This window comes from Duganella sp. BJB1802 (assembly GCF_013369445.1).
In the GTDB taxonomy this organism is placed as follows: Bacteria; Pseudomonadota; Gammaproteobacteria; order Burkholderiales; family Burkholderiaceae_D; genus Rugamonas; species Rugamonas vulcania_A.
Map to the genome: position 1 here is coordinate 292,628 of NZ_JABWEF010000006.1, position 20,132 is coordinate 312,759.

Genomic DNA, 20,132 nt, shown 5'->3' on the forward strand with positions numbered 1-20,132 from the left:
CGGTTCTTGCGAACCGAACGTCCTGCGGCGTAACCTGGATTGCAAAGTCTATTTCTGTATGCGCCAGCCGTCGAATACTGTGCTGGCACGGACGACCAGCTCCACCGGAGCGATCTTCTCAACCGGTACTTCCTGCTGCCCGCTGAGTAGCAGTTCCACACCCAGCGCGCCAAGCGCCTTTTTATCGATGCGCAGCGTCGTCAGCGGACGGTGTCCCAGCACGGCGGTGGCGATGTCGTCGAAGCCGACGATCGCGATATCGTGCGGGACCTTCAAACCCTTGGCCAGACAGCAGCGCATGGCCACCAGCGCGGCACTGTCGTTGTAGCAGAACACGGCGTCCGGCGGATGGGGCAGGGACAGCAACTGCTCCATCGCTTCCCAAGCCCCGGTTTCGAGGTCCACCCCGTCCGGCAGTCCCGCCTCCAGGCGGGGATCGGCCAGGATGCCTTCCTCGAACAGCGCCTGCCTGTAGCCGCGCGCACGTTCGCGGATGCTGTAGTGCGACAGTGGGCCGGAAATGAAGCCCACGCGCGTGCGGCCGGTGTCGATCAGGTGTTTCGTGGCCAAATAGCCGCCCATCATATTGTCCGGGTTGACCGAGCTGTAACCGCGTAGCTTCATATCGATCAGCACCAGCTGTTTGCCGGTGGACCGCAAGGCGCTCAGCGTCTCCGGTTCGAAGAAGCCGGCGCAGACGATGCCGTCCGGCGCATGCATGCGTATCTGGTCGATCAAGCCGTCCGCCGGGCCGACCGCCATGAAGGACAGCACAATGCCCTGCTTGCGGCAAGCCTCTTCCGCGCCGTGCAGCACCGGCGAGTAGAACGGGCTGCTCGACGCGGTGTTGTGCTGGCGGTGCAGCAGGAACGTCAGGCGGCGCAGCCGCTTGGGCCGCAGCTTGCAAAAATCGTAGCCCAGTTCCCGCGCCGCTTCCAGCACCATCTGACGGGTCGCCTCGGTCAAACCAGGTTCGTTTTTCAGCGCCCGCGAGATGGTCCCTGTGGACACCCCGGCGACACGTGCGATATCCCGTATCGTCACTCCGGCGACATTCGTGGCATTGCCCATCTAACCTCCAAGTATCTCTATGATGCTGCTCGCGGCTGGGCCATCGGCAGAATTCTGTATGAACGCAGTCTTGCATAAGCATCTACACGCGGTCAAACAGCATGCGGACTTAGACCAAAAGTTTAGCTCAATTTACTAAACATGCCAGTTTTAGCCGGTCGGCACGCGGCAGCGGTGGCGTGCCGTCTATATCGCCATGTTTAGTGAGGATGGCTAAACTGGGCCCGAATTTCGCGGGATGTTTGACCACCGGACGGCGCGCATGCAGAATATTTTTCATTAATATAAAAACCATCCATACAGGAGACAGACTTATGGAACACGTTGCATCGGCAGCCATGCGTACCCGCGGCCAAACGGATCAGGCAGGGGAGGGCAACACCGTCCCCCTGATCATTATCACGCTGCTGTTCTTCATGTGGGGGCTGCTAACGTCGCTGAACGACGTGCTGATACCCCACCTGAAATCGATTTATACCCTTAATTATGTACAGGCGATGCTGGTGCAGTTCTGCTTCTTTGGAGCCTACTTCATCGTCTCGCTGCCGGCCGGTATGCTGATCAAGCGTATCGGCTACCAGCGCGGCGCGGTCAGCGGCCTGGTACTGGCGGCCGGCGGCTGCGCGCTGTTCTACCCCGCTTCGATGAACGGCTACGCGCTGTTCCTGCTGGCCTTCTTCGTGCTCGCCAGCGGCATCACCATCCTGCAGGTGGCGGCCAATCCGTATGTGACGGTGCTGGGTGCGCCGGCCACCGCGTCGAGCCGCTTGACGCTGACGCAGGCCTTCAACTCGTTGGGCACCACCATCGCGCCCACTCTGGGCGGTATCCTGATCCTGTCCGAAGGCGCGCCCGCCGTGGCCAACCTGGTCAAGACCAAGGCCGAGGAAGCCGCCGCCGTGCAGATGCCATACCTGGCGCTGGCCGCCGCGTTGCTGGCATTGGCCATCCTGTTTGCGCTGGTGCGCCTGCCGAAAATGACGCACGCGGAAGAGGAGGGCGGTGTCATCTCCACCGTCGAGAAGTCGGTGCTGGCACACCGCCACCTGATGCTGGGCGCGATCGGCATCTTCCTGTACGTGGGTGGTGAGGTCAGCATCGGCAGCTTCCTGATTAACTTCCTTGGCGAGGCCAATGTCGCCAGCCTGCCTGCGGGCGCCGCGGCGCACTACGTCAGCTACTACTGGGGTGGTGCCATGGTTGGCCGTTTCATCGGCTTCGCCGTGATGCGCTACGTCAGTCCGGGCAAGGCGCTGGCGTTCAACTCGGCGGCCTCCATCGCGCTGATCCTGACGGCCATCTTCGGCAGCGGCACGGTCGCCATGTGGGCCATCATCGCGGTCGGCCTGTTCAACTCCATCATGTTCCCGACCATCTTCAGCATGGCGCTGCACAAGTTGGGCAAACAGACCGGCCAGGGTTCCGGCATCCTGTGCATGGCCATCGTCGGCGGCGCCGTCGTGCCCTTCGTACAAGGCCTGCTGGCCGATTCCATCGGACTGCAATGGTCGTTCTTCGTGCCGGCCGCCTGCTATACCTTCATTCTCTACTTCGGCGTGAAATACGCCGGCATGTACTCCAACCGCTGAGAAAGAGAAACCATGCGTACCGATCTGAATTTACGTCCGCTGGCGATCGCGCTGGCGGTGGCGATGGCGCTCGCCGCCGCCACGGTCATCGTCGTCGCCGCGGCCTTGCCGGCAATACGCCGGCGAGGCCGCAACGCCCGGCGCCGTTCCCGTGGCCGAGCGTACCTGGATGGACACGTCGCTGAGCGCCGACCGCCGCGCGGAACTCGCACTGAATGCCATGACGCAGAAGGAGAAACTGAGCTGGGCGATGGGCTGGTTCGGCTCCGACTTCGGCGACAAGAAGCGCAATCCCGCCGCGTTGCCTTTCTCGGCGGGTTATATTCCCGGCACGCCGCGCGTTGGTTTGCCGGCCTTGTTCGAGACCGACGCCGGCCTGGGCGTGGCGACACAGGCCACAAAGACTCCTCGCGAACGCACCTCATTGCCATCCGGCCTGGCCACTACCGCCACCTGGGACCGCAAGCTGGCCTACAACGGCGGCGCGATGATAGGCGCCGAGGCGCGCGCCTCCGGTTTCAACGTGATGCTGGCCGGCGGCGTGAACCTGTTGCGCGAACCGCGCAACGGCCGCAATTTCGAATACGCAGGTGAAGACCCGCTGCTGGCCGCCACCATGGTGGGGCAGCAGGTCAAGGGCATCCAGTCGAATCATGTGATCGCGACGATGAAGCACTTCGCCGTCAATGACCAGGAGACCGGCCGCTTCATCCTCGACAGCCGCATCGGCGACGCCGAGAACCGCATGTCCGACCTGCTGGCATTCCAGATGGTGCTGGAGCAGTCCGACCCCGGCTCCGTCATGTGCGCCTATAACCGCCTGAACGGCGCCTACGCTTGCGAGAGCGACTACCTGCTCAACCAGGTGCTGAAGAAGGATTGGGGCTACAAGGGCTACGTCATGTCCGACTGGGGCGCGGTGCACAGCACCGTGGCAGCCGCCAACAACGGCCTCGATCAGGAATCGGCGTGGGAGTTCGACAAGAGCGCTTACTTCGGCGCCGCGCTGGAGGAGGCGGTCGCCAACGGCCATGTGCCGCAGGCGCGGCTGGACAATATGGTGTTCCGCATCCTGCGCGCCATGTTCGACAAGGGCGTCGTCGACCATCCTGTGGCCGAAGGCGGGACGATCGACTTCGCCGCGCACGGTGTGGTCAGCCGCACCGACGCGGAGGATGGCATGGTCCTGCTGAAGAACGCCGGCGGCGTGCTGCCGTTGAAGGCCGGTGCGAAAAAGATCGTCGTCATCGGCGCGCACGCGGACGTGGGCGTGCTGGCCGGCGGCGGATCATCGCTGGTGTATCCGGTGGGCGGCAGCGCCGTCACCGGCATCGGGCCGGCCACCTGGCCTGGGCCGGTGGTCTACCATCCGTCGTCGCCGTTGAAGGCGATCCAGGCGCGCGCGCCGGGCGCCAGCGTGGTCTATCACGATGGCGTGGATGCCGCGGCAGCAGCCCGCGCGGCGGCCGATGCCGATGTGGTTCTGGTGTTCGCGCAGCAGTGGGTGGGCGAATCGGTGGACGCCGTCTCGCTGTCGCTGCCGGACAATCAGGATGCGCTGATCTCCGCCGTGGCCAAGGCCAATCCGAAGACGGTGGTGGTGCTGAGACCGGCGGCCCCGATGCTGATGCCTGGCTGGGGCGTGACCGCCGCCGTGGTGCAGGCGTGGTATGCCGGCACGAGTGGCGGCGAGGCCATCGCCCGCGTGCTGTTCGGCGAGGTCAATCCGTCGGGCCGCTTGCCTGCGACCTTTCCGGTGTCGGCAAGCCAGCTGCCACGGCCGGTGCTCGACGGCGATCCGAAGGACGAGAGCAAACGCTTCGACGTCAATTACCATGAAGGCGCGGCGGTCGGCTACAAGTGGTTCGACCTGAAAGGCTTGAAGCCGCTGTTCCCGTTCGGTCACGGCCTGTCGTACACGCAGTTCGCCTACTCCGGTCTGGCCGCGAGCCAGAAGGACGGCAAGCTGCAATTGCGCTTCAAGGTTACCAACACCGGCGCCGTAAAGGGCAAGGACGTGCCGCAGCTGTATGTGGCGCCGCAGGGTGCGAAGTGGGAAGCACCCAAGCGCCTGGCCGGCTGGGACAAGGTCGAACTGGCGCCGGGTGAAACCAAGGAAGTCAGCGTGAGCGTCGATCCGCGCCTGCTGGCGATGTTCGACAGCCGTTCGAAGACCTGGCGCATCGCCAGGGGCGGCTACAAGGTGCTGCTGGCGCATGACGCGGCGGATACCGGAGCGGCCAGCATTACCGTGCAACTGCCGCAGCGTGTACTGGATGTCGCCGGCAAAGCCGGCAAATAAACCAACCATAAAAAAGAGCGAAATGATGAGACAACTATATAAATTCTGCGCGGCCGCCTTGATGTTAAGCGCTTGCGGTATTGTTAGCGCTAACGACGCCCACGGCGGCGCCGGCAAGGCCGATTTCGTCAGCGTGAAAAAGACCCACTTCAGCCGCAAAGGCCAGGCCTACTACATCGTCGGCGCGAACTTCTGGTATGGCGGCTACCTCGGCGCGGCAAGCGGAGTTGGCGAGCGTGCGCGCCTGCTGAAGGAGTTGGACAATATGCGCGCGCTGGGCATCAACAACCTGCGCGTGCTGGCGGTATCCGAGAAGACCGAGATGAAGAGCGCCGTTCGCCCCGCCACCACGGCGGCGCCGGGCCAGTACGACGAGGAACTGCTGGCCGGCCTGGATTTCCTGCTGGCCGAAGTGGCCAAGCGCGACATGACGGTGGTGCTCTACCTGAACAACTTCTGGCAATGGTCGGGCGGTATGACGCAGTACCTGAACTGGTTCGAGGGTACGCCGGCACTGGACCCGAACGTCACCCATGAATACGACGATTTCATGAAGAAGACCGCCGGCTTCTATCGCAACGCCGCCGCGCAGGCCGAGTACCGCAACGTGATCGCGAAGATCGTCAAGCGCGTCAACACCATCACCGGCAAGCCGTATTCCGAGGATGCCAGCATCATGTCATGGCAACTGGCGAACGAACCGCGTCCCGGCAGCGGCGCGGCCACGCCCGAGGAAAAGGCGGTCTATGTCAAGTGGGTGGACGAGGTGGCGGGCTACATCCATAGCCTGGACAAGAACCATATGGTCAGCAGCGGCAGCGAGGGCCTGGCCGGTTCCGCGCAGGACGCACAGCTCTACCAGGATGCCCACCGCACCCACAACATCGATTACCTGACCTATCATTTGTGGCCGAAGAACTGGGGCTGGTTCGATTCGAAGGATCCAATCGGCAGCTGGGACGGCGCCATCGCCAAGAGCCGCGATTATCTGAACTCGCACATCGAGCTGGCGAAGAAGCTGAACAAGCCTATCGTGCTGGAGGAGTTTGGTCTGGACCGCGACGGTCCTTCGTTCAGCGTCAAGGCCTCCACTAAGATCCGCGACCGCTTCTACCGCGAGGTGTTCGACATCATCTACCGGCGCGCCAGCAAGGGCGACCCGATCGCCGGCTTCAACTTCTGGGCCTGGGGCGGCGCCGGCCGTGCGGCCAATGCGGACTACTGGTGGAAACCGGGGAATGACTTCGTCGGCGATCCGCCGCAGGAAGAGCAGGGCCTGTACTCGGTGTTCGACTCCGACGTCAGCTCGCTATTACTGATCAAGGAATACGCCGACCGTCTGCACGCCATCAAACACTGAGGAGTGGCCCTTTGAAACGCTTGTTGATCTTGTTGGCGATGGTAGTCTGCGCAAACGCCGGCGCACAGAAGTTCGAAGGGTTGGGCGCCACGCCGCAAATGGGCTGGAACAGCTGGAACACCTTCGCCTGCAACATCAACGAGCAGCTGATACGCGACACCGCCGACGCGATGGTCAAGCTGGGCCTGAAGGATGCGGGCTACGAGTACGTCAACATCGACGATTGCTGGCACGGGACGCGCGACAAGGACGGCGTGATCCGTCCCAACGCGGAGCGCTTCCCCTCGGGGATCAAGGCACTGGCGGACTATGTGCACAGCAAGGGGCTCAAGCTGGGCATCTATTCGGACGTGGGCGCGACCACCTGCGGCGGTCATCCCGGCAGCCGTGGACACGAGTACCAGGACGCGATCACCTACGCATCGTGGGGCATAGACTACGTCAAGTACGACTGGTGCGATAGCAAGGGCCTGAGTGCCGTCGGCGCCTACACCACCATGCGCGACGCGATCCGCAGCGCGGGCCGGCCGATGATGTTCAGCATGTGCGAATGGGGCGAAAGCAAGCCATGGGAATGGGCGGCGGATGTCGGCCATTCCTGGCGCACCACCGGCGATATCTATCCATGCTGGGACTGCGAGTTCAATCACGGCTCGTGGTCGCAGTTCGGCGTGCTGCGGATACTCGACAAGCAGGCCGGCCTGCGCAAGTTCGCCGGCCCGGGGCACTGGAACGATATGGACATGCTCGAAGTGGGCAACGGCATGAGCGAGGACGAGGACCGCGCGCACTTCTCCATCTGGGCGATGATGGCGTCGCCGCTGATCATGGGGAACGATTTGCGCAGCATGCCCGAGGCCACGCGCCGCATCCTGGTCAACAAGGACGCGATTGCGATCAGCCAGGACAAGCTGGGCGTGCAGGCCTTGAAGTATATGGACGGCGCCCAACTGGAATACTGGGCCAAGCCGCTGGCCGGCGGCGACTGGGCGGTGATGGTGCTTAACCGCGGCGAACAGGCAGCCATGATCAGTTACGACTGGAAGAAGCACGTCATCGGCGATGACCTGAGCAAGCGCGAGGCGGACTTCAAGAACACCGTCTACAACTGGACCGAAATCTGGAGTGGAAAATCCGGCGACACCAGCAAGAAGCTCGAAAGCAAACTCGCGCCGCATAGCGTGCTGCTGTTACGCCTGAAGGTGCGCGGATGAACCGCAAGTTGATGCTGCTGGCGGTGCTGGCATGTTCCGGGGCGTGGGCGGGCGACCATTGGGGGCCATACAACGCGGAGTTCCCGGCCGCCAGCGATGGCTTGTTGAAGAAGGTGATGCAGGGCGAGATCTTCACTTCGGCCCAATCGCAGCCGTTTAGCGTGAGTGGCTGGTTCAAGCCATCGGAAGCGGTACCCGGCCGCACGTTGATGGCTGGCGTGACCGGCGCCCAGGCAGGCATTGGATGGTTCCTGTGCAGCGTGGACGGCAAGTTCGGCTTCTGCGGCTATGGCGTGGAGGTGGTTTCACCGCTGGTGCTTGCGTCCGGCGAGTGGGTTCACCTGGCCGCCAGCTATGACGGCAGGACGATGACGCTGTACGCGAACGGCAGCGCCGTCGCTCAGCGCGACGTGGCGTTGCCGGCGTCCCGGGCGGGCGACGGTAATTCGGCTGCGCAGATATCGCTGGCGCCGCGCAGCCGAGCCGGCGCCGGGTACGCGGGCCGCATCGCGGGCTTCGTAGTCGGCAACGCGGCATTGGATGCGGAAGCGGTGCATGCTGCGGTTGCGGCCCAGCCCAGCGAAGCGCTGATCAATTTCGAGACCGGCAGCCCGTCGTGGCCCATCCAGGTCCGCCAGATGTACGGCCAGACCGCGCCGCAGGATCCTTGGACGCTGCCGAAATCGGGATCGCCGTTGCAGGAGCCAAAGGCCAAGCCGGCCTACAACGGCCCGGCGCTGGCGCAGGGCGGCCCGAATCTCTGGACTCTCAAGTCGTGGAAGCTGCAGGCGGCGCCGCAAGTGCGCGCAACGCCCGCGCAGATATCGTCGTCCGGGTTCGATGCAGCCGGCTGGTATCAAGCCACCACGCCCGGCACCGTGCTGACCACGCTGGTCGACCGTGGTGTCTATCCCGATCCCGATTATGGCCTCAACAACCTGGCGATCCCCGAATCGCTGAACAAGCAGGATTACTGGTATCGCACGCCGTTCGAACTGCCAGCCGCATTCAAGGCTGGCCAGCACCTGTTCGTGACCTTCAAGGGCGTGAACTACGAGGCGGAAGTGTGGATCAACGGCCGCAAGCTGGGTGGGATGAAGGGGGCCTTCGTGCGGGGCACCTTCGATATCAGCCCTTACCTGAAGCTCAAAGGCCAGAACGTCATCGCCGTCAAGGTCTCGCCGCCACCGCATCCCGGTTTGCCGCAAGAGGAATCGATGACCGCCGGCGCTGGCGAGAACGGCGGCACGCTGGCGCAGGATGGCCCGACCTTCATCGCCTCCGAAGGGTGGGACTGGATACCGTCCGTCCGCGACCGTAACACAGGCCTGTGGCAGGACGTGGAACTGCGCGCCACGCGCGAGCTCAAACTCGGCGATGCGCAAGTCATCACCGCGCTGCCCAAGGCCGACAACAGTGTGGCCGACGTCAGCATCGAAGCCGCCGTGACCAATCTGTCCAAGGCCTCGCTGCGGGCGACGGTGCGCGCCACCATCAGCCGGCGCGACGGTGGCATGAAGCCTATCCTGGTCAGCAAGAACGTGACGCTGGCGCCGGGTGAGCAAAGCGTGCGCTTCACGCGGGCCGATTTCGTCGCGCTCAGGCTCCAGCATCCAAAGCTGTGGTGGCCGAACGGCTACGGCGCGCCGGACCTGCACGATCTGAAGCTCGAAGTACTGCAAGGCGCGCAGCTGTCGGACCAGGCCAGCAGTCGTTTCGGCGTGCGCGCAGTAACGTACGAACTGTCGCTGGTCGATCAAAGCGGCCATCTGCGCCGCGTGGAAGCGGACTTCACCAAGGGCCGCGAACTGGGCGTGCACATCACCGACGCGCGCCACCAGGCGATCAAAAAACTGTCCGATAATAACTGGGCCACCGGATTGCGGCCCGAGGCCGACGGCACGGCGGCGATCCGTCCATTGGAAGAGACCACGCTCAGTCCCTTCCTGGTCATCAAGGTCAATGGCGTACGCATCGCCGCTCGCGGCGGCAACTGGGGCACGGAAGACTGGCGCAAGCGCATCGAGCGTGAACGGCTGGAGCCTTACTTCCGCCTGCACCGCGATGCCAACGTCAACATCATCCGCAACTGGGTGGGGCAGAACACCGAGGACGCCTTCTTCGACCTGGCCGACGAATACGGCCTGATGGTGCTGAACGACTTCTGGGCCTCGACGCAGGATTACAACCTGGAGCCGCAGGACGTCAATCTGTTCGTCGACAATGCGCGCGACGTGGTCAAGCGCTATCGCAATCACCCGTCGGTGGTGCTGTGGTTCGGCCGTAACGAGGGCGTGCCGCAGCCGGTGCTGAACGAGGCGCTGGAGGCGATGATCTACCAGCTGGACGGCACGCGCTGGTACACCGGCAGCTCCAACCGCATCAACCTGCAGAACAGCGGCCCATACAACTACCAGGCTCCGGCCAGCTATTTCACCGAGCACGCCAGGGGCTTCTCGGTGGAGGTGGGCACGCCGTCCTTCCCGACGGTGGAGGCGCTGCAGGCTGCGGTGCCGGCCACCGACCAGTGGCCGCTGGGCGACACCGTCAGCTATCACGACTGGCACCCGGACGGCAACGGCAGCATCAAGTCTTTCACGACGGCGATGGCGAGCGAGTACGGCGCGCCGGCCTCGCTGGCGGACTTCGAGCGCAAGGCGCAGCTGCTTAACTATGAGAGCCACCGTGCCATCTTTGAAGGCATGAACGCCGGCTTGTGGCGCCAGAACAGCGGCCGAATGCTGTGGATGACGCAGCCGGCATGGCCCAGCACCATGTGGCAGATCCTGAGCCACGATTACGACACGCACGGCGCCTACTATGGCGTGAAGAGCGCGGCCGAGCCGGTGCATGTGCAAATGAACCTGCCGGATTATCAGCTGATGGTGGTGAACAATCCTGCAACCGCGCTGGAAGGTGCGACGCTGTCGTGGTCCGCGTGGACGGTGGATGGCAGGATGGTCGGCCACGGCGACCGGCCGGTGCAGGTGGCCGCCGTGTCCACATCGGAGAACATCGATGTCGGCATCGGCGCGCTGCTGGCGCAGCACAAGCTGATCGTGCTGAAACTTAGCCTGAAGGACGCCGCCGGCAACCAGCTGTCGCAGAACGTCTACTGGCCGAGCGCCACGCCGGCGGACCAGCAGGAGCTGAACAAACTGGCCGCCGTGCAGTTGGGCGCCTCCGCGCGCTGGGCCAAAACCACGCCGGATGGAGAGCGCAAGCTGGAGGTCACGCTCAGCAACCGCAACGCCGCGCCCGCGCTGGGCGGCAAGCTGACGTTGTTCAACGCGGCTGGCGAACGCATTTTGCCGGTCTATTACTCGGATAACTATCTGGGCCTGATGCCGGGCGAGGCGCGCACCGTCACCGTCGCCTTCAAAGGGCAGGGCGATGTGCGGCTGGACCTGCGCGGCTGGAATGTGGCGCCGCAATCTCTGGCCATCGGCAGCGAAGCCGGTCTGACTGGCGACGGTAGCGCATGCGGCGCCACGCCGGTTCCGCGCAAGGTGGAGTACTCGTGGATGACCGTGCAGCGCTGGCAGCAGATGTTCCGCGACCAGACAGCGATCGCCGATGCGGGCGGCGTGGACCTGCTGTTCGTCGGCGATTCGATCACCGAAGGCTGGAACAAGGCGATATGGGAGCAGTCCTTCGGCGCCTGGCATCCGGCCAACTTCGGCATCGGCGGCGATCACACCGGCAACGTGCTGTGGCGCCTGGAGAACGGCCACGCGGACAAGCTGCATCCCAAGGTCGTGGTGTTGACGATAGGCGTGAACAATTTCTTCCATTGCAGCGCCACGCCGGGCGAGGTGTTCGACGGCGTACAGGCGGTCTTGGGAAAACTGCGCACGCTGTATCCCGATGCACGCGTGCTGCTGAACGCCGTGCTGCCGTACGACCAATCGGCCAAGAGCCCCAAGCGCGCGCAGGTCGCGGAGTTGAACCGCATGATCGCCAAACTGGATGATGGCCGCCATGTCTTCTTCCACGACTATGGCGCACACTTCCTGCAATCGGATGGCGACATGTCGCCCGAGGTGATGGCGGACTTCCTGCATCCAACCGCCAAGGGCTACCAGATCTGGTCCGACGCGATGCTGCCGGATCTGCGCAAGTTGATGGGCGCCGAGCCGATAGCCGCAGCCGATCCGCACGTGGCGCGCATGGGTCGCGCCGAGATACGCGACGATGGCGCGGTGCGTTTCGGCTATCCCGGCGTGAGCTTCTACCTGAACTTCCACGGCACGCGCCTGGACGCGGTGATGGAAGCCAGCGGCGGCAACAGCTATCTGGACGTGATCGTCGACCATGGCGAGGCCCGTAAAGTCAGGTTGTCGCCGGGCCGGCAGACGCTGACGCTGGTGGAGGGCGCCAGTGCCGGCCCGCATGAGGTGGAAATCGTCAACCGCTCCGAAACCTGGCACGGCACCGCCGCGCTGCTGCGCTTCGAGACGGACGGCCAGTGGCAACCGGCTCCCGTTCTCCCGGAGCGCAAGTTGCTGATGCTGGGCGATTCCGTCACCTGCGGCGAAGCCATCGACCGCGTGCCGGGGGCGAAGAAGGAGCCATCATGGTGGAACGCCCGCGCATCGTACGGCATGCTGATGGCGCGGCAGCTGCACGCGCAAGTGCAGCTGGTCTGCTATGGTGGACGCGGTCTGGTACGAACCTGGGACAACAAGACCGATGAGCTGAACCTGGCCGACTACTACCAACTGACGATTGCGGACAAGGCGCATCCGGTACGGTGGGACCAGCGCGGCTATCGGCCGGACCTGATCATCAGCGCCATCGGCAACAACGATGTCAATCCCGGCATACCGGAGCGCGAGCCTTATGTGCAGGCCTACGTGCGGCTGGTGCGGATGCTGCTGGCGGATCACCCGCAAGCGCAGATCGTGCTGACCGAAGGCGGCCTGCAGACAGGGGAAAAGAAAACAGCGCTGGTGGACTACCTGAACGAGACGGTACGCCGCACCGGCGACCAGCGCGTGCATTACGTCGCATCGCAGCCCTATCCCGGCGATGCCACCGACGGCCATCCGACCAGGGAGCAAACCGCCAGCATCGCCAACGACCTGCTGCCGCAGGTGCGCGCCATCATGCACTGGTAAGCACGGTCCCCAGCCACGGCGCCAGTAATACCATCAGGATGCCGCTGAAGATCATGGTCAGGCTGGCGACTGCACCTTCCTGTGGGCCTATCTGACGCGCGGTGGTCAGCCCGAAGCCATGGGCCGCCGCGCCGAACGGCGCACCGCGCGCGATACGCATCCGCAGCGGCATCAGGCCAAGCAGCGCCTGTCCCAGCAGGATGCCGAATAATCCGGTGATGATGACGAATATTCCCGTCAGCTGGGCGGAGCCGCCCAGGTGCCGCGTCGCCTCCAGCGCGAACGGCGTGGACACCGACCGCGCCAACAGGCTTTGCGCCATGCTGCCGTGCAGGCCAAGCAGGCGGTCCAGCAACAGCGTGCTGCCCACCGAGGCGGCGATGCCCGCGCAACTCCCCAGGCCCAGCGCCAGCCAATGCTGCTTCACCAGATCGCGGTACTGGTAGATCGGCAGCGCAAAGGCCACGGTCGCGGGGCCGAGCAGCCAAGGCAGCCAACGGGTATCGCCGAAGTATTGCGAGAACGGCGTGGACGACAGCTCCACCACGGCGATCAGGATGGCGGACGTGGCGATGGCCGGCGTGAGCCAGAAGTAGCGGTAGCGCCGGTACAAGGCCTGGTTCGCGTAAAACAGGCCGAGCGTCAGCAGCAGGAACAGCAGGGGTTTCATGCCGGTGCTCCCTTGCGTTGTACGCGCAAGCGTCGCAGGCGGCGGCCGCGATCCAGCCTGCACACCCATTCGACTGTGAACGCGGTGGCCAGCAGCACGGCGATGAAGCCGAGGCCAATCGCGGCGAACAGCCGCAAGCCCTCGCTCTTCAGCAGGCCGGTGAACTGCACCACCGACACCACCAGCGGAATAAAGAACAGCAGCATATTCGACAGCAGCCAGTCCGCGCCATGTTCGACGGCGGCCGGGCGCACCGCGCCGCTCAGCAGCAGCGCGACCATCGCCAGCAGGCCGACAATGCCGCCGGAGAAGGGCAGCCCGAGCCAGGACGCCGCGCGGTCGGCGCCATACCAGGCGGCGATCAGCAACAGCACTTGCGCGACAGTGGAAAAGAGACGTTTCATGAGTCCATTCTAGGCGCGGCCGGTTAGAAGATAAAATGAATTAAAATTATGAAAATCATTCGAATATGGAATAGATGATGGACATCCGTTCGCTGCGCTATTTTGTCGCCGTGGTCGAGCAGCAGAGCTTCAGCCGCGCCGCCGAGCTGCTGCACGTGACCCAGCCCACCGTGAGCAAGATGGTGCAGCAGCTGGAGCAGTCGCTGAACCTGGTGCTGCTGGAGCGCGTCGGCAAGCGCTTCACGCTGACCGACGCCGGCGGCGTGGTGCTGCAGCGCGGCCGCGCACTGCTGGCGATGCACGAGGAGATGGGCGTCGAGCTGGCGGACCTGCAGCAGCTGCGGCGCGGCGACCTGCGCCTGGGTGTTACGCAGCACGCGCACGCGCTGCTGGCGCCACTGCTGGCGGCCTACCACCGGCGACACCCGGACATCGAACTCAAATTGTTCGAAGGCGGCTCGCAGTCGATCGAACGGGACCTGCGCAACGGCACGCTGGAGATGGGCACCATGCTCGATTACCCGGCCAACGCCGGCATCTGGCAGGAGTTCGAAGGCTCGCAGCTGGTCTCATCACCCTTATGCCTGCTGGCGCCCGCCGATTCGGCATGGCATGGCCGCCGCCGCGTCGCGCTGCGCGAGCTGGCCGACAGCGCGTTCATCTTCTACGGCGAATCGTTCGCGCTGAACGACATCGTGGAAGACGCCTGCCGGGGTGCAGGATTCAAGCCGCGCATCAGCGGCCGTAGCGGACAGTGGGAGTTCGTGGCGTCATTGGTGCGGCTGGGCGTGGGAATTACGTTGCTGCCCAAGGTGTTCTGCGACACGCTGCCGCGTGCGCAGTTCACGGTGGTGAGGCTGGAGGAACCAGCGCTCGACTGGAAGTTGATGCTGGCCTGGCGGCGCGGCGGACATCTCTCGTTCGCCGCGCGCGCCTGGCTGGACCTGGTCCGAAGTAAAACTTAGAAGTTACCGCCGACGCGGACACCGAACATGCGCGGCTCGACGAAGGTGGCTCTCATGAAGCCGCCGTAGGTCGAATCGCCGCTGGTCTTCGCGTGGCTGTCCGAGATATTGCGGACATACAGCTCGGCGTGCCATTTGTCGTCCGGCGCTTCCAGCCGCACCGACGCATCGCCCATTGCATACGCCTTCTGGTTGCGGCCGATGTGCGCGAAGTCCGAATTGAGCAGGTCGAAGTAGGCCTTGTCGCGCCAGTTCACCTTCACATACGGGATCACCTTGTAGCCGTTCTCCAGGCCGAACTCCTGCGAGAAGTTGATGTTGAACTGGTACTTCGGCGTGTTCGGCAGGTGGTTGCCCTCGATGTTGGCGAGGCGGCGGCCCAGCAGCGTCTTGTCGGAACCGTTGTAGACGGCAGGGCAGGCCGGCAGGCCGAGCTCCGTCCTGACGTCGCACTGGTAGTCGTCGCTGTAGGAGTTGAAGTTGTGGACGGAGGTGTTGATGTAGGCGAAACCGCCGCCGACACGGCCACCGCGCCATGGCTTGTAGTCCCACTCCAGTTCCAGGCCGGGGATGTTCACCTTGCCGACGTTGATGGTGCGCCAGGTTTCATACACATCGCACTTCGGCTGGTCGGCCGGGCAAGGCAGGCCGTTGTCCGGGATGATCTGGTTGACGAAGTAGGTGCCGGTCAGCTGCATGCCCTTGTACTTCATGAAGAAGGCGGTGGCCGAAAGGCTCAGCGTATTGTCCAGGAACTTGCCCTTGAAGCCCAGCTCATAGTTGGTCACGGTCTCGGGATCGTAAGGCAGGAAGGTGACCACGCCCGGTTTGCCGTCCGCGCACTTGTGGTAGTTGCAGCTGTCGGTCTTGTCGGCGAAGCCGCCGGCCTTGTAGCCGGTCGATACCGAGGCGTAGACCATCTTGTTGTTGTCCAGCTGCTTCTGCAGGCCGAGGCGCCAGGTGACTTTTTTCCAGTCCTGCTTATGGTCGTTGGAGGTCGGCGCGCCGTACAGGTGATAGGCCGCGACGCTGCCGCCCATTCCCGGCGTGAGGTCGGTGCCGTCGTGGACGTGGAAGCCCGGCGTGCCCGGCGTGCCTTGCGAATACAGGCCGTTGTAGTAGGCCGTATCGCCGATCCAGTTGGCGCCATAGACTTCGCCGCCCTTGTCCTCTTTGCTGTCAAGGCTGTAGCGGGCGCCGACGGTGGCGGTCCAGGTGGGGATGAACTTCCAGTCCGCCTGCGCAAACGCTGCCTTCGCATCGACCTGGCGGTTGGGCTGGTGATACAGCACGCTGCCGACATCGCCGTACGGTTTCTGGATGGTGTTGGTGATCTCGTAGTCGATGTTGTTCCGCTCATGCATCCAGAACAAGCCGCCCACGTATTGCAGGTTGCCCAGCTGCTGCTTCAACTGCGCCTCGTGCACGGTCGACAGGTAGCGCGAATCGAGCGTGCGGTGGTAGGAGTCGGTCAGCGGCCAGGTGCCCCAGTTCCCGCCGGCCATATTCGGATACTGGCCGTTGACCTGGAACGGCGCGGCGTTCTGCAGGCCCTTGTCGTCGTCGGTGATCTCGCTGCGGCGCTGGTCGGCCACCTGGAAGGTGTAGTCGAAGTTGGTGTGGTCGTTGATGTTCCAGTTCACGCCTGTACGCAGCGTGCGGATCTTCATGTCGATGTGACCGGGCACGTTGACGTTGATGTCCCACTTGCCCTGGTCCGTGCAGGCGTAGCGTGTGCCGGCGCCGGCGTCGCAGTCGCGGACGGCGGCGCCGCCGGCGCTGGAATCCTGGAACTCCTCATACGATGCCTTGGCGGTGACGTCCTTGTTCACCTTCAGCTGGGCGGAGAGGCGACCGGCCCATTCGTTCTGGTTGGTGTAGTACTCGCTCGGACCGACCGGGCGGTTGAAGCGCTGGTCCACATCCGGCTTGCCGTTCGGGACCCAGCCCAGTGCCGGGGCATTGGCCTCGGTCACATCGCGGGACTGGTTGGCGTAGCCGTCGCGCTTGACCTTCATGAACGTGGCGCGCAATGCCAGCGCGTCGTTGACGACGACGTTCTGCACCAGCGACAGCTGCTTCTTGTTGTAGTTGCCGAGGTCCAGATCGGCCTTGCCGTAGTTGCCGGTCCAATCGGGTTTGGCGGGGATGACGTTGATGCTGCCGCCGGTGGAGTTACGGCCGAACAGCGTGCCTTGCGGCCCGCGCAGCACCTCGACCTGATCGAGGTCGAACATCAGCGCCTGCGCGCCCTGCGGCCGTGGCGAGTACATGCCGTCGACGTGGAAGCCGACCGCCGGGTCGCCGGTCTCGGTGAAGTTGGTCGAGGTGATGCCGCGGATGGTGATCTGCACCGCCGAATCGAGGCCGGTGTTTTCGATGACGACGTTGGGCATTTCGCCGCTCAAGTCGCGCAGGCTGGTGGCGCCTTTGCGGGTCAGCTGGTCCTGGCTCAGCGCGGTGACGGCGAGCGGGGTGCGCAGCAGCGAAGTCGAATACCGGGTCGCGGTCACTTTGACTTCGGGGATCTGGTCGGGATTGGTGATGACCGGCGCCGTGGCCGCGTCTGCGGCGGCGCCGTTGTTAGCGCTATCATTCTGCGCATTTGCTGCGATGGTCATGAAGCCGCAGGCACTGGCCACAGCCAGGCTCATGAGAGTCCTTCTCGTTGGTTCAAGCATTTCATCTCCTTGTTGTCATTAATTATGGGCGCTGTTTGTTGCGCCTTATGGGTCAGTGGATCGCCATGGCCCGAGGCGGCCGCGCTCGGGATGTAGCAATCTGACAATTCAGTATTGCATTCCAAAAAGTTGACGGTCAAACGAAACGAAAATAGGCGCAGCAGTTTATTTACCTTTACTAAACACGCGGCGCGGCGCGCGATCTGCCGTCTCGCAACAACAACAATCGGGCCTTTTTGTTAAGTTTTGTAAGTTTTCCTTGCGAATCCTTGCGGAACGCAGTCGCTGGGCCTGCGCATTCCCCCTGTCGCGTCCCGTCGGCGGTAAGGAAACGTAACGCCGTCTTCCTGTTGCGGGAATTTATCCCAATGAATTCAATGGCTTAGATTGTTCGTTCTATCAGGCAACTCACTCGTCTGTCACAGAAAAGCCGATGCTAGAATAAATTCATCGTTGTAAATAAAGCCATGCAAAGGATTCAAATATGCAAGTACGCCGGATTGTTCGCCACGCTCTGTTGATCGCCATGTTCTCCGCCCAGGCTGCCCAGGCCGGCACATTGGTGATCGAAAGTTGGCGCGTCGACGACAAGACGTTGTGGGAAAAGGTGCTGCTGCCGGCCTTCGAAAAAAACAATCCCGGCATCGAGGTCAAGTTCGCGCCGACCGCGCCGACCGAATACGACTCCAGCCTGGCCGCGCGCCTGGCGGGCGGCACGGCGGGCGACCTGATCGCCTGCCGCCCGTTCGACGTGTCGCTGTCGCTGTATAAGAAGGGCCATCTGGATAAACTGGACGGCAAGCCGGGCATGCAGAATTTCCCGGCCACGTCCACCGTGGCGTGGCAGACCGACGACGGCAAGGACACATTCTGCATGCCGGTGGCCTCGGTGATCCACGGTTTTTTGTACAACAAGAAGATCTTCAAGAAGCTGAACCTGCAACCGCCCAAGACGGTGGATGAATTCTTCGCCGTGCTGGAGGCGTTGAAAAAGGGCGGCGTGTCGCCGCTGGCGCTGGGCACCGCCGACCAGTGGGAATCGAGCCAAATGGTTTATACCAATATCGGCCCCAATTTCTGGCGCGGCGAGGAAGGGCGCAAGGCGCTCATCGCCGGCAAAGCCAAGCTGACCGACGCGCCGTTCGTGGAAGCGCTGCAGTTCGAGCAGCGGATGGGCACCTACCTGGGCAAGGGCGCCAGCGCGCAGACCTACGGCGACAGCCAGAACCAGTTCGCGCTGGGCCGCGCGGCGATCTACCCAACCGGCTCGTGGGACATCTCGTATTTCGCGCAGACGCCGGGACTGGAGCTGGGCGCGTTTCCGCCGCCGGTGCGCAAGGCGGGCGACCCGTGCTTCATCTCCGACCACATGGACATCGGCATCGGCATCAACAAGAAGTCCCGCAACAAGGAGGACGCCTACAAATTCCTGGCCTGGGTGGGCTCGCAGGAATTCGCGGACATCTACACCAACCGCGTGACCGGCTTCTTCTCGCTGTCGAACCACCTGATCTCGGTGCGCGATCCGGTGGCCAAGCAGATGGCGGAGTGGCGCGGCAGCTGCGCCTCCACCATCCGCTTCAACGCGCAGGTGCTCAATCGCGGACAGCCCAGCATGGAGAGCGAACTTTGGAACGTCAACGCCCAGGTATTGAACGGCAAGCTGGCGCCCAAGGACGCGGCGACAAAGCTTCAAAACGGTTTTGCGAAGTGGTACAAGCCACAGCAAAAGTAGTATCACACCAATCCCTCCCCCTGATTGTGTGATTCCTTTGGCCGGCGCCGGGCGCGGCGCCGGCTCTTTTTTTGCCCGAATTCTGGAGGCTTACTTGAAACATGCGGTTAATACGGTACGGCCCTGGCAGTTGCTGATGTTCCTGGCGCCGGCGGTGATCGTCTACTCCCTGTTTAGCGCGCTGCCGCTGGTGCAGACGCTGGCGCAGGGCTTCTTCAGCGCCGACGACAGCGGCAAGGCCACCTTCGTCGGCCTGGAGAACTTCCGCACCATCCTGCTCGATCCCGACTGGTCGGCGGGCTTCTGGAATGCGATGGCCAACAACGCCAAATTCTTCTGCATTCATATGCTGCTGCAGAACCCCATCGGCCTGCTGCTGGCGACGCTGTTTAGTTTGAAGGGTCTGCGCGGCGCCCGTACCTACCGCACGCTGATCTTTTTGCCGACGCTTCTGTCGGTGGTGATCATCGGCTTTATCTGGCAGCTGATCCTGTCGCCGCTGTGGGGCGTGGGCGAGAAGCTGATGGGCTTTGCCGGCCTGGCCGAGTGGTTCGCGCCGTGGATGGGGCAGGAGGAAACCGCCCTGGCCACGCTGTCGATGATCTCCGTGTGGCAGTACATCGGCATGCCGATGATGCTGATCTACGCGGCGCTGCTGGCGGTGCCGGAGGAGATCGTCGAGGCGGCCCACGTGGAGGGTGCCAGCGCGCTGCGCATCTTCTGGCAGATCAAGCTGCCGTTGATCTACCCGACACTGGGCCTTGTGACGATACTGACCTTCGTCGCCAACTTCAACGCCTTTGACCTGATCTACTCGATCAAGGGCGCGTTGGCCGGGCCGAATTATTCGACCGACATCCTGGGCACGCTGTTCTACCGCACCTTCTTCGGCTATCAGGCGCAGGTGGGCAACGCCTATCTCGGTTCCGCCGTCGCCACGCTGATGTTCCTGGTGATCCTGGCCGGCGTGGGTATATATTTTGTCGGTGTCCAGCGCAGGCTGACCCGCTTTGCACTGTGA

12 protein-coding genes are annotated in these 20,132 nt (G+C 63.5%); 8 read left to right on the forward strand and 4 right to left on the reverse strand.

Annotation, left to right across the window (positions count from 1 at the left end; translation table 11 throughout):
• Window positions 1-48: 48 nt before the first annotated feature.
• Window positions 49-1,071, reverse strand: a complete 1,023-nt coding sequence (locus HUX88_RS12510) for a LacI family DNA-binding transcriptional regulator (RefSeq protein WP_117013476.1) — start codon at window positions 1,069-1,071, stop codon at window positions 49-51.
• 314 nt (window positions 1,072-1,385) lie between these two features.
• On the opposite strand from HUX88_RS12510, the gene HUX88_RS12515 reads away from it, so the two are divergent.
• From HUX88_RS12515 to axe2C, 5 genes are all read left to right on the forward strand, one after another.
• Complete coding sequence (locus HUX88_RS12515) at window positions 1,386-2,660, forward strand: sugar MFS transporter (protein WP_373886785.1); 1,275 nt, start codon at window positions 1,386-1,388, stop codon at window positions 2,658-2,660.
• A 169-nt stretch (window positions 2,661-2,829) separates the two neighbouring features.
• On the forward strand, window positions 2,830-4,962 hold the full coding sequence (locus tag HUX88_RS12520) for a beta-glucosidase (RefSeq protein WP_176361999.1): 2,133 nt from the start codon (window positions 2,830-2,832) through the stop codon (window positions 4,960-4,962).
• A gap of 22 nt (window positions 4,963-4,984) precedes the next feature.
• Entirely contained in the window at window positions 4,985-6,322 is a 1,338-nt protein-coding gene (locus HUX88_RS12525) for a cellulase family glycosylhydrolase (protein WP_229219312.1), read from the forward strand.
• An 11-nt stretch (window positions 6,323-6,333) separates the two neighbouring features.
• The gene (locus HUX88_RS12530) at window positions 6,334-7,536 is read left to right on the forward strand and encodes a glycoside hydrolase family 27 protein (protein WP_117013480.1); all 1,203 of its coding nucleotides are present in this window, start codon (window positions 6,334-6,336) and stop codon (window positions 7,534-7,536) included.
• Window positions 7,533-12,656 (forward strand): bifunctional acetylxylan esterase/glucomannan deacetylase AxeC2, encoded by a 5,124-nt coding sequence (axe2C, locus tag HUX88_RS31845; protein ID WP_217916309.1) that lies wholly within the window; start codon window positions 7,533-7,535, stop codon window positions 12,654-12,656. Before HUX88_RS12530 ends, axe2C begins: the two co-directional genes overlap by 4 nt.
• Here axe2C and HUX88_RS12545 read toward each other — a convergent pair.
• Both HUX88_RS12545 and HUX88_RS12550 read right to left on the reverse strand, forming a co-directional pair.
• Window positions 12,643-13,326: an LrgB family protein gene (locus HUX88_RS12545; RefSeq protein ID WP_117013481.1), complete on the reverse strand. Its 684-nt coding sequence runs from the start codon at window positions 13,324-13,326 to the stop codon at window positions 12,643-12,645. The genes axe2C and HUX88_RS12545 overlap by 14 nt on opposite strands.
• A complete protein-coding gene (locus tag HUX88_RS12550) occupies window positions 13,323-13,730 on the reverse strand; it encodes a CidA/LrgA family protein (RefSeq protein WP_117013482.1) in 408 nt (135 codons plus the stop codon). Before HUX88_RS12550 ends, HUX88_RS12545 begins: the two co-directional genes overlap by 4 nt.
• Window positions 13,731-13,804: 74 nt before the next feature.
• On the opposite strand from HUX88_RS12550, the gene HUX88_RS12555 reads away from it, so the two are divergent.
• A complete protein-coding gene (locus HUX88_RS12555; protein ID WP_229219313.1) occupies window positions 13,805-14,695 on the forward strand; it encodes a LysR substrate-binding domain-containing protein in 891 nt (296 codons plus the stop codon).
• Here the strand turns inward: HUX88_RS12555 and HUX88_RS12560 are convergent.
• Window positions 14,692-17,349, reverse strand: a complete 2,658-nt coding sequence (locus tag HUX88_RS12560; protein ID WP_229219314.1) for a TonB-dependent receptor — start codon at window positions 17,347-17,349, stop codon at window positions 14,692-14,694. The two genes, HUX88_RS12555 and HUX88_RS12560, sit on opposite strands and share 4 nt — an antisense overlap.
• A 511-nt stretch (window positions 17,350-17,860) precedes the next feature.
• Here HUX88_RS12560 and HUX88_RS12565 point away from each other — a divergent pair.
• On the forward strand, window positions 17,861-19,111 hold the full coding sequence (locus HUX88_RS12565; protein ID WP_161082236.1) for an ABC transporter substrate-binding protein: 1,251 nt from the start codon (window positions 17,861-17,863) through the stop codon (window positions 19,109-19,111).
• 136 nt (window positions 19,112-19,247) lie between these two features.
• Window positions 19,248-20,132: a carbohydrate ABC transporter permease gene (locus tag HUX88_RS12570; RefSeq protein ID WP_117013812.1), complete on the forward strand. Its 885-nt coding sequence runs from the start codon at window positions 19,248-19,250 to the stop codon at window positions 20,130-20,132.